A 13436-nucleotide genomic window follows, 5' to 3' on the forward strand; every position below is an offset into this window, starting at 1 on the left:
CGCGCCGCGCCGCGCTGTGCGATCGCACGAACTCGCGCCCCCCATGGGCCACTTGACCTCAAGTCCGGTTGAGGTCGAAAGGTGATCGGTGCACGCATCGACCACCCCATCCAGGAGGGTCTCCATGACCAAGACCCGTCGCACCGCCACCCACCCCGACCTCACCAGCCCCGAGATCGGCGCCCCCTTCTTCAGCACCTGGCGGGTGGGCACCCCCCGTCGGCAGAAGCAGAGCGTCGAGGCGATCGCCGATACCTGGGAGCGCCGCCCCTGGCCCGCGGACGACTTGCTCGGCTACTACGTCTACGCCGGCCAGGATGCCGCCACCCTCCTCCACTACTCGCAATGGGCGAGCGAGCAGGCGTACGAGTCCTTCGTGAAGGTCCACCGGCAAGAGCGCAACGACGAGATCGACACCGCCGTACCGGGCATCGAGCGGCTGTGGCTCGGCCGGTACCGGCACTACCGCAGCGCCCGCCGCGACGGCGACCCGCGCGTCCCCGGCTGCATCGTGATCGTCGACGTCGAGTTCGAGGGCCCCGACCCCGACCGGCAGCGCGCCTGGGTCGACGCCGTCTTCGAGGCGCTGGAGAGCGAGCCGAACCCCCACCCCGGCGGCATCTCCGGCCACTTCCACCTCAGCACCGACGGCACCCGCGTCCTCAACTACGCCGAGTGGGAGAGCGCCCGGGCCCACATCGAGGCCCTCGCCGCCCCGGGCGACGGCATCGGGTCGGCGAACGAGCTGTGGCACCGAGTGCAGACCTGGCCGGGACTCAAGAGCAGCACGGTCAGCCGGTACGACTACGTCCTCGGCCTCGTGCCCGACTGACGTCGAGTCCGTCTTCGTCCAAGTTCGTCCGTCCGGTCCTGCGCCGAAAACTCACCGAACACTCGGCCTGTCTGGACAAAAAAAGTTTTCGGTGAGACGGTGGACCCATGCTGGACGTCACCGTGATCGAGGACCCCGAGGCCGCAGCCGTCTCCCTGGACCCCATAAGGGCCCGGCTGCTCGCCGAGCTGGCGGCCGGGCCCGCGTCGGCCGCCATGCTGGCCGGGAAGGTCGGGCTGCCCCGGCAGAAGGTGAACTACCACCTCAAGGCTCTGGAGCGGCACGGCCTGGTCGAGCTGGCCGGTGAGCGGCGCAAGGGCAACGTCACCGAGCGGCTGATGCAGGCGACCGCCGCGTCGTACGTGATCTCGCCGCTCGCGCTCGCCTCCGTGCAGCCGGACCCGGACCGCTTCCGGGACCAGCTCTCCGCCCGCTGGCTGCTCGCCCTCGGCGCCCGGCTCGTCCGGGACGTCGGTTCGCTGATCACCGGCGCGGCGAAGGCCCGCAAGCGGCTCGCGACGTACGCGCTGGACGGCGAGGTCCGTTTCGCCTCGGCCGCCGAACGGGCCGCGTTCATCCAGGAGTTGACGGCCGGGGTGAGCGCGCTGATCCGCAAGTACGACGCGCCCGACGCCGAGGGCGGCCGGGATCACCGGATCGTGGTCGCCGTACACCCTACGGTCAAACCCACGGCCGATCCCGCGGTCGAGGACCAGCCCGCCCAGGAACCCGCCCAGGAACCCGCCCAGGAAATCGAGCAGTAGGAGTACAGGAGCCCGCCATGTCCAAGGAATTCGAGATCGCCCGCGAGTTCGAGGTCGACGCCACCCCTCAGGAGGTGTGGGAGGCGATCACCACCGGGACCGGAGGCTATCTGTGGCCGATGGAGCCGCCGGAGCCCAAGGTCGGCGGCCGGGGGCCGTTCGGGTCCACCGTCACCGCCTGGGACCCGCCGCACCGCTACACCAACCGCGTCGAGGACGTCGAGGGCATCGCCGAGCAGACCGCCAACCAGCTCGACTACACCATCGAACCGCGCGACGAGGGCCGGCGCGCCTGGGTGCGGTACGTGCACAGCGGGATCTTCGTCGACGACTGGGACAACCAGTACGACGGTGCCGCCAAGCACACCGACTTCTACCTGCACACCCTGCGCGAGTACCTGGTCCACTTCGCGCCCCGGCCGGCCGCCTTCGCCACGTTCGACGGGCCCGAGGCGTCGAAGAACGCCGACGCCCTCGCCGCCGTCGGGCGGGTGCTCGGCGTCGGGGAGGACGTGGCCGCCGGGACTCGGGTGACGGTCCACGGGCCGGACGAGTTCGAGGCCGTGGTCGACTTCCGCAACCCGTACTTCATCGGGCTGCGCACGGACCGGGGCCTCACCCGCTTCTTCGGGCGCAACCACTGGGGCTACCCGGTCGGCATCTCCCTGCACGACTTCACGCCGGGCGCCGACATCAAGGAGTGCGAAGCCGCCTGGCAGGGCTGGCTGAACGGAGTGTTCAGCCAGCCCTGAGACCCACCGGAGGCTCCGGCCCTACGGGCGGAACCGCAGCACCTGCGGGTCGTGGTCGCTGATCTGGTCGTTGAACTCCGAGTTGACGTGCACGCTGTCGTACTCGAAGTCGCAGGAGCGCCGGATCGACGGGCTGATCAGGATCTGGTCCAGCGTCTGGGCGTTGCCCTGGTAGACGTACGAGTAGCGCTCGCTCTTGGGCAGCGACTTGATCGCCGACCACAGCGCGCCGTCGTCCTCCAGCAGCTTGGCGGTGCCGGAGAACTCGAAGTCGTTGATGTCGCCGAGCGTGACGACGTCCGCGTTCTTCTGGACGGCCAGGATGTCCTTGACGAAGGCGTTGACGGCGGCCGCCTGGAGGTGGCGCTGGGTCTCCGAGCTACGGGTCGGCGGCTGGTACTGCGCGTGCAGCGACTGGTCGCCGCCCTTGGAGCCGAAGTGGTTGGCGATCACGAAGACCGTGCGGCCGCGGAAGACGAACTCGCCGGCCAGCGGCTTGCGGCTGTTCGTCCAGGCGGCGTTCGCCGGGTCGATGCGGCCGGGGGAGACCGTCAGCGCCGCCTTCCCCTTCGCCTCGGTCACGCCGACGGCGGTCGTGGCGTCGCCGCCCGCGCGGTCCGTGAAGGAGACCCGCTCCGGGTTGAACAGGAACACCTGGCGGATGTTGCCGCCCGGCTGGCCACCATCGGCCTTGTCCACCGGGTCGATGGAGCGCCAGTCGTACGTCGGGCCGCCCGCGGCGGCGATCGCGTCGATCAGCTTCTGCATCGTCTGGTCGGCGGCGACCGTACCGTCGTTCTTCGCGCCGTTGTTGTCCTGGATCTCCTCCAGGGACACGATGTCGGGCGACTGGAGATTGTTCACGATCGCGGAGGCGTGCTCGGCGAAGGTGGCGTCGGAGGGGTCGAGGTTCTCGACGTTGTACGTCGCGACCGCCAGCTCGCCGCGCCCCTGCTTCTGGGTCGTCTCCCGCTTGATGCCACCGCTCTTGAGCGTGCCGAGTTCGCTCGCGACGAGGGTGTAGCCGCCGAACTGGGTGTAGTCCAGCGGGCCGGTGGTGGTGCCGGCGAGCTTGTCGCCGACGTTCGCCTTCGGGAAGTCGGCGGCCGCGCCAAGGGACTGGATCTGCAGGCGGCCGGTGTTCTGGGACTCGTAGGAGCCGTAGACCGTGCCGCCACGCCGGTTGGCGTTCTCGTGTGGCTTCACCGTGACCCACAGTTCGTTGAAGGCGTCGGTGCCGGTCACCACTCGCGCGTCGGCGACCCGGACATTCATGTGCTCCAGGGACTCGTAGTAGTCCAGGGCGTAGGCCGAGGGCCTGAGCGTCAGGCCGTTGACCGAGCCGTTCGCGGCGGTGTCGCCGGCGGGGGCGTACGCGTCCGGCACGGACTTGGCGGAGATGACCACGGCTGCCGGGACGGCGTTGCCGCTGGAGACGACGGTGAACGTCGGCTTGGTGATCTCGGTGATCGACTGGTTGCCGGTGGCGGCGCCGCCCGGGACGTACTCCTGCACCGTGCCCGACACCGTGACCGCGTCGCCGACGGCGACGCCCTTCGGCGTGGAGTTGGTGTAGACGAATATGGCCTCGCTGGTGGCCGGGTTGTCGTCCGCCTGCGGGTCCTGGATCCAGAAGCCTCTGGAGGAGCCGTAGGTGCGCACGCCGGTGACAATTCCGGCCACGTCCGTGACCTCCTTGCCGGAGTACGCGGATATGCGCGTGCTGCCCTGGATGTCATGGATGCGCACGGAGTCCGCGTGCGCGGGCGCGGTCAGGACAACGGTGGAGGCCGCGGAACAGACGGCGGCGACGGTGAGCGCGGCGAGACGCGCGGACTTCTTGCTCGGCAACGGAATCCCTCCGGGGACGTGAATGAGCGCCGGGACGAGGGTGGTGCGTGGAACGGTGGGTGCAGGCGCGACCGGTGGGGCGGCGGCGACGCGCGTAGAAAATACAGTGAACAGATGTCCGCCCGGTTTCTACGCGCGTCAATCTCCTGCCTGGTCAGGCCACTTGTCAAGGTTTCGGCCATGTACGCATCCTGACCGAGAGATGAACCGGGCGGCATGGGTGGAAATCCGTCTAGGCTGAGCGGTTGAGCCGTGATGTGTAGCGGCTGAGCCGTGATGCGTACGGCCCTGCAGAACGCCCTAGGAGAACCAGCCGATGTCAGACAGCTCCCCCCTGCCGCCCGTGCGGCTGCATCCCGAAGCGGAGCTGGCGCGGGACGCGCTGTCCACGCCGTTGCTCTCCCGGGCCGTGCGGCTGGCCCGCTGGGCCGGGCCCGACACCCGGGTCGACGCCGGCGGCGGGCTCGTCGACGAGCAACTCCCGGCCGCCGCCGAACTGCTGGGGCTGAGCGGGGACGACGCCACCGCGTACGCCGACGAGGCCTGGCGGGTGGCCGTCGACACCGGGCTGGTCGAGGTCGTGGACGAGGAGGAGGGCACGGTCGCCGCCGGCGCGGAACTGGACCTGCTGACCGGCGGTTCGCCGCAGGACGTACTCGGCGTGTGGACGGGGGCGCTGGAGACGGTGCTCGCGGATGCGAGCGTGCCCGACCTCGACGACCTGGTCGACGCCATGGACGGGGGCGGCCCGGTCGACCTCTCCTCGCTGGACTGGGACCCCGAGGCCGAGGCCGAGTTCCTCGACGGGGTGCTCGGCAACCTCTACCTGCTCACGGTCAGCGGGGACGGGCCGGGCGACGGGCCCGTGCCGCTGCCGGCCCTCGCCGCGTCGATGATCGTGCCCAGCGACATGGGCGAGCCCACGAACGACGTGTTGGAGCAGGTGTCCGACGCGATGATGCGCCTGGACGACCAGTTCCGGCTGCTGGAGCCGGTCGGCCTGGTGGAGTACCAGCCGGTGGACGAGGCGCTGATGGCGGACGTCGAAAGCGCCGCCGAGGAGCCGTCGGCCGCCGTCGACGACACCGACGTGTCGCGCTACGGCATGGTGCGGCTGACCCCGCTCGGACTGTACGGGCTGCGGGCCCGCCTGCTGGAGGCCGGGTTCGAGGCACCCGCGGTCGGAGACCTCGCGGACAAGGGCGCCGACGCGCTGCTCGACGGGACGGCCACGTTCCCGCAGAGCGCCGCGCAGGCCGAGACCGAGCAGTGGCTGGCCCGGCGCGAATCCCTCGCCGCGGCACGGGAGTTGCTGGCTGCGGCACGGGGGCTGGACGCCGGGGCGCCGCTGCGGCGGCTGCGCTGCCAGCAGGCGCTGTCCCTGGTGGGCGCGGAGGCCGAGCCCGCGCTGCGGGAGGTCCTCGACGATCCGGAGCTGGGCGGGCTGGCCCGGGTCTGGCTGACCGAGGCGGGGTTCTCCGACGTTCCCGCGCCGTCCCAGGAGCTGGTGTTCTGGCTGACCGTCGACACGGTTGCTGCGCAGCTGGCGGCCGAGGGGAACTCCGACGAGCTGCGGGCGCTGGTGCAGGGGTTGGCCGCACAGCACAGTGGGTTCTTTGCGGCGGCTTGGCGGGTGGATCATCCGGCTACGGCGGATGTGCTGGAGGCTATGGGGCGGTTGCATCCGGACAAGAAGATCGCGAAGGAAGCGCGGAAGGCCGCGTTCAAGGCTCGGTCGCAGCAGGGTGGCTGAGCTTGTTATGCGGGTGCGGGTGTGTGGGGGCTGAGCGCGCCCACGCGGCGGAGCCGCAAATCGGTACAGTCCCGCGCTCCTAAGTGCGTTGCCGCGCCCGGCGTTGATTCATGGAAGCGGGTGTGCTGAGGACGCCTGGTGTTCAATCTGCGTTCAGGCATGGGCGGGACCGTGGCGCCGTCCCGGAGTCCGCCACCTCCCACGGCACACCCACTGTCACAGGAGACACCATGTCGCTCACCCGCAGGGACTTCGCCAGAAATTCCGCGATCACCGGGGCCGGGGTCGCGCTGGCGGGCAGCGCCGGCGTTCTCGGTACCGCGCCGAACGCGCTCGCGTCCACGGAGGCCGAGGCCGCGAGCGAGGAGGCGGCGGACGCCTATGGTGGTGGTGTCGGATACGGGCCGCTGATCCCGGACCCCAAGGGCATCCTCGCGCTGCCCGCCGGGTTCAAGTACCGCGTCATCACCTACAGCGGGAAGACGAAGCTGGAGTCGGGTGAGTTCACCCCCTCCAACCACGACGGCACGGCCGCCTTCGACGGGCCGCGCGGCACCACCCTCCTCGTCAACAACCACGAGCTGAAGGGCCCGCGCGCCAAGTGGCAGTACCCGGTCCCGCTCACCGAGGGCCTCGTCTACGACCCCGCCGCATCCGGCGGCTGCACGGTCGTCGAGGTCCGTCCCGACGGGCAGGTCGCCGAATGGGTCGGCATCGCCGGCACCTCCACCAACTGCGCGGGCGGCCGCACTCCTTGGGGCACCTGGCTCACCTGCGAGGAGAACTCCGACAAGGCCGGCACCAACGGCATGACCAAGGACCACGGCTACGTCTTCGAGGTCGACCCCATCGACCGGCGCGCCAACCGCGACCCCAAGCCGCTGAAGTTCTTCGGCCGCTACGACCACGAAGCCGTCGTCATCGACCCCAAGCGCGGCCACGCCTACCTCACCGAGGACGCCGCCTCGCCCAACGGCCTCTTCTTCCGCTGGACCCCGCCGAAGGGCTTCGAGTACGGCCGCGGCAAGTTCCGCACGCTCGCCGACGACGCCGGTGTCCTCCAGGCGCCCAAGTGCTTCGACTCCGGCGGCAAGTTCGTCGACGACCTCTCCCGCGCCACGAAGATCGGCACGGTCTACGGCGTCGACTGGGTGGACGTCCCCGACCGCGACGCGAAGACCACGCCCGTACGCAAGCAGTTCGCCGACGGCGAGATCACCCGCGCGCGCAAGCTGGAGGGCATGTGGTGGGGCGACGGCGGCGCCTACATCGTCTCCTCCTACGCCCGTGCCGAGAGCCCCGGCGCCGCGCACGACGGTCAGGTCTGGTTCTACGACCCCAAGCGCCGCACCCTCACCCTCAAGGTCCTCCTCGGCGTCAACCCCGACCCCGCTGATTCCTCGGCGGTTGGCGCCTTCGACGGCCCCGACAACATCACCGTTTCCCCGTACGGCGGCCTGATCCTCGCCGAGGACGGAGAGGGCATCCAGCACCTGTTCGGCGCCACCGACAGCGGCCGTACCTATCCCATCGCTCGCAACGAACTCAACATCGGCACCGAAGAGGAGCCGGAATACAGCGAGTTCGCCGGCGTCACCTTCTCGTGCGACGGCAGGACCCTGTACGCCAACATCCAGTCGCCGGGAATCATGCTCGCCATCAGCGGGCCCTGGAAGCGGCAGCGGCGGTAATTAATTCGCTCGCCCGGTTCGAGTTGCGCCTCCTACAGTGAGATCACAACGTCACGCACCTCCCGGTGCGATGGCAGCGGCTACTTCTTCTCTTCAAAGAATCAGATGCCGCCGCCGACTTGATCTCGGGAGGCGCAGCTCATGGTGGGTGCCCGGTGCGCAGGCAACGGTTACTTCATTGGATCTGGCGGTTGCGGGTTCGAGTCCCGTCATCGACTTCGGGTCGGTGTAGCTCAATTCGGTAGAGCACCAGGCTAAAGTCCGTCGCCGACTCCTGATCTCGGGCATCCACCTTTTGCTGCGCCTCCCTCCGAAACACGAACGAATTCGGGGGGAATTCATCATGGCGCGTTTCAACACCCGGGCTGCCAAGCCGCGGCCCACCTCGCGGGTGACGTCGACGGGACGGGTGCTCCGTACCTACGAGGGCGGCCGGGGCCGCGAGCGTGACGCACGCTCCGAGCTCTTCCTGCTCGCAGTCGCCAACTTCGTCACTCAGCGGACCTTCTACGAGACCGGCGCCGCCCGCGACGACCGGTTCGCACGTCTCGTCGGCGAACTCGCCGTCACCGACTCGACCTGGACTGCCGGCCTGCTCGGCTGGCTGCGCGGCGAGGGCAACCTGCGTACGGCCTCGATCGTGGGCGCCGCCGAGTACGTCAAGGCGCGCCTGGATGCCGGGGTGACCGACGGTCCGTCGAACCGGCAGGTCGTCGCCTCCGTACTCCAGCGGCCCGACGAGCCCGGTGAACTGCTCGCGTACTGGACCGCGACGTACGGGCGCAACGTCCCGAAGCCCGTCAAGCGCGGCATCGCCGACGCCGTACAGCGTCTCTACAGCGGCAAGTCGCTGCTGAAGTACGACACCGCGTCCAAGGGCTACCGCTTCGGTGACGTGCTCAACCTGGTGCACGCGGCCCCGGACCCGGGCAAGCCGTGGCAGGGCGAGCTGTTCCGGTACGCCCTCGACCGCCGGCACAACCCGGACACCGCCGTGCCGCCCGCGTCCAACCGGACGCTGGTCGCGCACCGCGAGCTGATGGCGCTGCCGTTGGCGGAGCGGCGTGCGGTGGTCACGTCGGACGGCGGTGCCGAGCGGCTCGCGGCGGCCGGGATGACTTGGGAGGCGCTCGCGGGCTGGCTGCAGGGGCCGATGGACAAGGAGGCCTGGGAGGCCGTCGTTCCGTCCATGGGCACCATGGCGCTGGTCCGCAACCTGCGGAACTTCGACGAGGCCGGTGTCTCCGACGAGGTCGCCGCCAGGGTCGCGGCCCGGATCAGTGACCCGGCGGAGGTCGCGCGCTCGCGGCAGCTCCCCTTCCGGTACCTCGCCGCGTACCAGCACGCGCCGTCGCTGCGCTGGGCGTACCCGCTGGAGCAGGCGCTCGGTCACTCGCTGGCCAATGTGCCCGCGTTGCCCGGCCGCACGCTGGTGCTCGTCGACCGTTCGGGTTCGATGTTCTGGTCGCGGCTGTCCGACCGCTCGGAGCTCAACCGGGCCGACGCGGCGGCGATCTTCGGCACGGCGCTCGCGCTGCGGGCGGCGGACGCGGATCTCGTCCAGTTCGGCACGGACAGCCGTGAGATCTCCTTCCGGCGCGGCGAGTCGGTGCTGAAGGTGCTGGAGCGCTTCGGTGACCTCGGTGGCACGAACACCACCGAGGCGGTGCGCCGGCACTACCGGAAGCACGACCGGGTGCTGATCGTCACCGACGAGCAGTACGCGCCCAGCCACCACGGCGACCCGACCGAGCAGGTCCCGGCCGACGTGCCGGTGTACACCTGGAACCTCGCCGGGTACCGGGCGGGCCACGGCCCGTCGGGGAAGGGCAACCGGCACACCTTTGGCGGCCTGTCGGACGCGGCCTTCCGGATGGTGCCCTTGCTCGAAGCCGCTCGTGACGCCGACTGGCCCTGGGTTGCCTGAACCTGCGCCGCCCTGGGCGAGAGTGGCCCGCACCGCGTGGGGAGTGCGGGCCACTCTCATGTCCGCGTCTCCCTAACCCTTGTCCGTCTCCAGGATTGACATCTAACATTTCAGTTCGTGGAGGCGATACGACCCGTTGGCCGGACCCTGCTCAGGGACCGGGCGTACGAAGCGATCCGGGACGCCATCGTGGCCGGGGAGATCGAGCCCGGCGCGGTGGTGCGGGATGCCGATCTCGCCGAGCGGCTCGGGCTGTCCCGGGGGCCGGTGCGGGAGGCTTTCTCGCGGCTCGTGGACGAGGGGCTGCTGGAGAGCAAGCCGCAGAGCTACACGCGGGTGACGCCGGTCGTGGCCGCCGACGTACGGGATGCCGCGGCCGTGGTCGGGGCCATGCACGAACTGGTGACGCGGGTCGCCGTGCCCCGGCTGATGGCCGCGGACGTGGAGATCATGTGCACGGCCAACGAGCGCTTCGCCGCGGCCGTGCACTCCGGTGACGTGGACGCGGCCCTGCGCGCCGACGACGAACTGCACGACGTCCTGGTGCGCGTCAGCGGCAACCGCGCGGCCGCCGCCACCATCACCCGCTACACCCCGCTCATCCGCCGACTGGAGCGACGCCGCTTCGGCGAGGGCGGCAACTGCCGCTCGGCCGGGCTGCACGAGCGGCTGATCGACGCCTGCGCACACGGCGACACGGGCGAGGCGGTCCGTGTCACGGCGGAGATCTGGCGGGGCCTGGAGGAACTCGCCGACGACATTCCCTGACAGCCCCCGCATCCCGGAACACTCTGGAGGATCCCCATGTCCCTTTCCTCGTACGAGCGTTATCCCCTTCTCTTCGGCCCGTCCCCCGTGCACCCCCTCCAGCGCCTGACCGAATTCCTCGGCGGCGCCACCCTCTGGGCCAAGCGCGAGGACTGCAACTCCGGTATCGCGTACGGCGGCAACAAGACCCGCAAGCTGGAGTACCTGGTCGCCGACGCGCTCGCCCAGGGCTGCGACACCCTCGTGTCGATCGGCGGCGTGCAGTCCAACCACACCCGCCAGGTCGCCGCCTGCGCCGCCCGTGCCGGTCTCAAGTGCGTGCTGGTGCAGGAGAGTTGGGTGGACTGGCCCGACTCCGTCTACGACAAGGTCGGCAACATCCTCGTCAGCCGGCTCGCCGGAGCCGACGTGCGGCTGATCAAGGCCGGGTTCGGGATCGGCTTCAAGGAGAGCTGGGAGCAGGCGCTCAGGGAGGTCGAGGAGTCGGGCGGCAAGCCGTACGCCATTCCGGCCGGGGCTTCCGACCACCCGCTCGGTGGGCTGGGGTTCGCCGGGTGGGCCCATGAAGTCGTCGATCAGGAGCGGGAGTTGGGTGTCTTCTTCGACACCGTGGTGGTGTGTTCGGTGACGGGCTCCACCCAGGCCGGCATGGTCGCCGGCTTCGCCGCCCTGGAGGAGGCGGGCGGCCGGCCGCGCCGCGTCATCGGTGTCGACGCCTCCGCCAAGCCCGGCGCCACCCGGGCGCAGATCGCCCGGATCGCCCACGGCACCGGGCAACTCATCGGCGTCAAGCGCGAGTTGACGGAAGCCGACGTCGAGCTCGACGAGCGGTACCACGCGGGCACGTACGGCATCCCGGACGAGACGACGCTGGACGCGATGCGGCTCGCGGCGCGGACCGAGGGCATGGTCACGGACCCCGTCTACGAGGGCAAGTCGATGGCCGCGATGATCGATCTGGTGCGGCGGGGGGAGATCGGGCGGGAGTCGACCGTGCTCTACGCCCACCTCGGCGGGCAGCCGGCGCTGAACGCGTACAGCGCGCTGTTCTGAGCGGGCTGGGCAGGGGATCAGGCGCGAAGCGCCGATCCCCCAGGGGCGCGGGGCTGTATCGATATGCGGCCCCACCGCGTGGGCGCGACCAGCCACGACGGCGCCGCAGACGCCCGACGGCGAATCCCGGGACTCCCGCGGAGCGCTACAGTGCACAGCGTGCGGGCGGACGATCAGCAGTGGGAGCCGAGTGTCGAGCGGCCTGACGGCACCCGCCGGCGGGCCACGATCCACGATGTCGCGAAGCTGGCCGGAGTGTCACGGCAGACGGTCTCCCGCGCGGTCAACGACAAGGGTGAGATCGACCCGGCCACGAAGGAACGGGTGCTGGAGGCGGCGCGGCTGCTGGACTACCGGCCGAGCCGGTTCGCGCGCGGCATGGTGCAGAAGGGCGCCGTGACGGCGGGGCTGGTGATCCCGGACCTGATGAACCCCTTCTTCCCCGAGGTGGCCGCCGGCGTGCTGGAGGCTGCCGAGCAGCGCGGCTGGCAGGTCGTCGTATGGGACTCCCGTATCGACGAGGCCCGGGAGCGGGAGGCGCTCGATGTGCTGTCCCACCAGGCGGACGCGGTCATCGGCTACTTCAGGAGCCCGGACGACGTGCTCGCCCGGCACCTCGGGGGCGTACCGCTGGTGCTGCTGGAGCGCGGCCCGCAGCAGACCCGTTTCGCGGCCGTGGGCATCGACGCCGCCGCCGGTCTCGAACGGGGTATGGCACACCTGGTGGCCGCCGGCCACCGCAGGATCGGCATGCTCGACGGGGTGCACGGCCCCGGCCCTCGCCGACAGGCCTTCCTGGAGGAGGCCCGGCGGCACGGCCTGCCGGTCGACGAGGGCTGGACAGAGCTGTGCGACGAGCACAGTGTGGCCGGTGGCGAGGCCGGAATGGAGCGACTGCTCGACGCACGGCCCGAGATCACCGCCGTCTTCGGCTTCAACGACCTGATGGCGGTCGGCGCCATGCGCGCCGCCCGGCGCCGCGGCCGGCGGGTGCCGGACGACCTGGCCGTCCTCGGCTTCGACGGACTGTCGCTGGGCGAGCTGGTGGAGCCCGCCCTGACCACCCTGCACATCGACAAACGGCGGCTGGGACGGCTGGCCGTGGAGCAGGTGGCCCGGCTGCGAGCGGGTGAGGAACCGATGAGCGGCCCGGACGCGTGGATCATCCCCGAACTGGTGGTGCGGGCCTCCGCCTGATCCGCGCCTGAACGTTCGCAGGCCTGCCCCTCGGCACCCCCGGCACACCGAGCCTCAACGTCCTGCACGACGCCGACTAGGCGCTTGTGAGGGCAGGTGCGTTGATGAGCATCATCCCGAAGATGTGACCGGGGCCAGAGGGCCTGGGGCCGGGGACCCCCACCCCGGCTTGCAGTCGCGCCGGGCGCCCCCCTGCGGCCAGGGGCGCCCTGGGCGTCGTACGGCTGTCTACAGTGCCTGGGCTGCCGGCTTCACCATCCCCCTCACCGTGCGGGACTTCACGAAGTCGCCCATGGCCGTCATCTCCCACTCGCCGGAGAACTGCTTGATCAACTTCGCCATCATCACGCCCGTCTGCGCCTCGGCGTTGGTGAGGTCGAAGCGGACGAGTTCCTCGCCGGAGGCGGCGTCAATCAGTCGGCAGTAGGCCTTGGCGACCTCGGTGAACTTCTGGCCGGAGAAGGAGTTGACGGTGAAGACGAGTCCGGTGACCTCTTGCGGGAGGCGCCCGAGGTCGACGGTGATGACCTCGTCGTCCCCGCCGCCCTCACCCGTGAGGTTGTCGCCGGAGTGGCGGATCGCGCCCTGCACGATCTGGAGCTTGCCGAAGTAGCAGCTGTCGATGTGGTTGCGCTGCGGGCCGTACGCGATGACCGAGGCGTCCAGGTCGATGTCCTTGCCCCGGTACGCCGGCTCCCAGCCGAGGCCCATCTTGACCTGGGAGAGCAGCGGGCGGCCGCCCTTGACCAGGGAGACGGTCTGGTTCTTCTGGAGGCTGACGCGGCCCTTGTCGAGGTTGATCTTTCCGGCGCCGGGGGCGGGAGGCGCGGGCGGGGCCGGGGGAGCGG

General features: G+C 70.5%; 11 protein-coding genes. 9 read left to right on the plus strand and 2 right to left on the minus strand.

Annotation, left to right across the window (positions count from 1 at the left end; translation table 11 throughout):
- Window positions 1-124 precede the first annotated feature (124 nt).
- The 3 genes from ADL12_RS35750 (at window position 125) to ADL12_RS35760 (ending at window position 2348) form a co-directional block, all read left to right on the plus strand.
- Window positions 125-832 carry an antibiotic biosynthesis monooxygenase gene (locus ADL12_RS35750; protein ID WP_062710325.1) on the plus strand — a complete coding sequence of 236 codons (708 nt, stop codon included), beginning with the start codon at window positions 125-127 and terminating at the stop codon, window positions 830-832.
- Between the two features lie 107 nt (window positions 833-939).
- Complete coding sequence (locus ADL12_RS35755) at window positions 940-1596, plus strand: ArsR/SmtB family transcription factor (protein WP_062710329.1); 657 nt, start codon at window positions 940-942, stop codon at window positions 1594-1596.
- A 17-nt stretch (window positions 1597-1613) separates the two neighbouring features.
- A complete protein-coding gene (locus tag ADL12_RS35760) occupies window positions 1614-2348 on the plus strand; it encodes an SRPBCC family protein (RefSeq protein WP_062710334.1) in 735 nt (244 codons plus the stop codon).
- Window positions 2349-2369: 21 nt separating this feature from the next.
- On the opposite strand, the gene ADL12_RS35765 is transcribed toward ADL12_RS35760, so the two are convergent.
- Window positions 2370-4199, minus strand: coding sequence for an endonuclease/exonuclease/phosphatase family protein (locus tag ADL12_RS35765; RefSeq protein ID WP_062710336.1), 1830 nt, complete (start codon window positions 4197-4199; stop codon window positions 2370-2372).
- A 316-nt stretch (window positions 4200-4515) separates the two neighbouring features.
- Here ADL12_RS35765 and ADL12_RS35770 point away from each other — a divergent pair, with 316 nt between their 5' ends.
- The 6 genes from ADL12_RS35770 to ADL12_RS35795 all read left to right on the plus strand — a co-directional run bounded on the left by ADL12_RS35770 (window position 4516) and on the right by ADL12_RS35795 (window position 12588).
- The gene (locus ADL12_RS35770; RefSeq protein WP_062710339.1) at window positions 4516-5952 is read left to right on the plus strand and encodes a hypothetical protein; all 1437 of its coding nucleotides are present in this window, start codon (window positions 4516-4518) and stop codon (window positions 5950-5952) included.
- 230 nt (window positions 5953-6182) lie between these two features.
- The gene (locus ADL12_RS35775; protein WP_062710342.1) at window positions 6183-7643 is read left to right on the plus strand and encodes an alkaline phosphatase PhoX; all 1461 of its coding nucleotides are present in this window, start codon (window positions 6183-6185) and stop codon (window positions 7641-7643) included.
- 343 nt (window positions 7644-7986) lie between these two features.
- On the plus strand, window positions 7987-9570 hold the full coding sequence (locus ADL12_RS35780) for a TROVE domain-containing protein (protein ID WP_062710345.1): 1584 nt from the start codon (window positions 7987-7989) through the stop codon (window positions 9568-9570).
- Window positions 9571-9687: 117 nt separating this feature from the next.
- The gene (locus ADL12_RS35785; RefSeq protein ID WP_062710348.1) at window positions 9688-10338 is read left to right on the plus strand and encodes a GntR family transcriptional regulator; all 651 of its coding nucleotides are present in this window, start codon (window positions 9688-9690) and stop codon (window positions 10336-10338) included.
- Between the two features lie 36 nt (window positions 10339-10374).
- Window positions 10375-11391 (plus strand): 1-aminocyclopropane-1-carboxylate deaminase, encoded by a 1017-nt coding sequence (locus ADL12_RS35790; RefSeq protein ID WP_062710351.1) that lies wholly within the window; start codon window positions 10375-10377, stop codon window positions 11389-11391.
- Between the two features lie 159 nt (window positions 11392-11550).
- Window positions 11551-12588, plus strand: coding sequence for a LacI family DNA-binding transcriptional regulator (locus ADL12_RS35795; RefSeq protein ID WP_107120109.1), 1038 nt, complete (start codon window positions 11551-11553; stop codon window positions 12586-12588).
- Window positions 12589-12816: 228 nt separating this feature from the next.
- Here the strand turns inward: ADL12_RS35795 and ADL12_RS35800 are convergent.
- Window positions 12817-13436: TerD family protein (locus ADL12_RS35800; protein WP_208614682.1), on the minus strand; the 620-nt coding region annotated here is incomplete at its 5' end.

It is taken from the genome of Streptomyces regalis, assembly GCF_001509475.1.
GTDB classification, from domain to species: domain Bacteria; phylum Actinomycetota; class Actinomycetes; order Streptomycetales; family Streptomycetaceae; genus Streptomyces; species Streptomyces regalis.

What these genes read in the sequence shown, in the direction of transcription:
- ADL12_RS35750 (WP_062710325.1), top strand. Translation starts at nt 125, where the DNA reads ATGACCAAGACCCGTCGCACCGCCACCCACCCCGACCTCACCAGCCCC.
- ADL12_RS35755 (WP_062710329.1), top strand. Translation starts at nt 940, where the DNA reads ATGCTGGACGTCACCGTGATCGAGGACCCCGAGGCCGCAGCCGTCTCC.
- ADL12_RS35760 (WP_062710334.1), top strand. Translation starts at nt 1,614, where the DNA reads ATGTCCAAGGAATTCGAGATCGCCCGCGAGTTCGAGGTCGACGCCACC.
- ADL12_RS35770 (WP_062710339.1), top strand. Translation starts at nt 4,516, where the DNA reads ATGTCAGACAGCTCCCCCCTGCCGCCCGTGCGGCTGCATCCCGAAGCG.
- ADL12_RS35775 (WP_062710342.1), top strand. Translation starts at nt 6,183, where the DNA reads ATGTCGCTCACCCGCAGGGACTTCGCCAGAAATTCCGCGATCACCGGG.
- ADL12_RS35780 (WP_062710345.1), top strand. Translation starts at nt 7,987, where the DNA reads ATGGCGCGTTTCAACACCCGGGCTGCCAAGCCGCGGCCCACCTCGCGG.
- ADL12_RS35790 (WP_062710351.1), top strand. Translation starts at nt 10,375, where the DNA reads ATGTCCCTTTCCTCGTACGAGCGTTATCCCCTTCTCTTCGGCCCGTCC.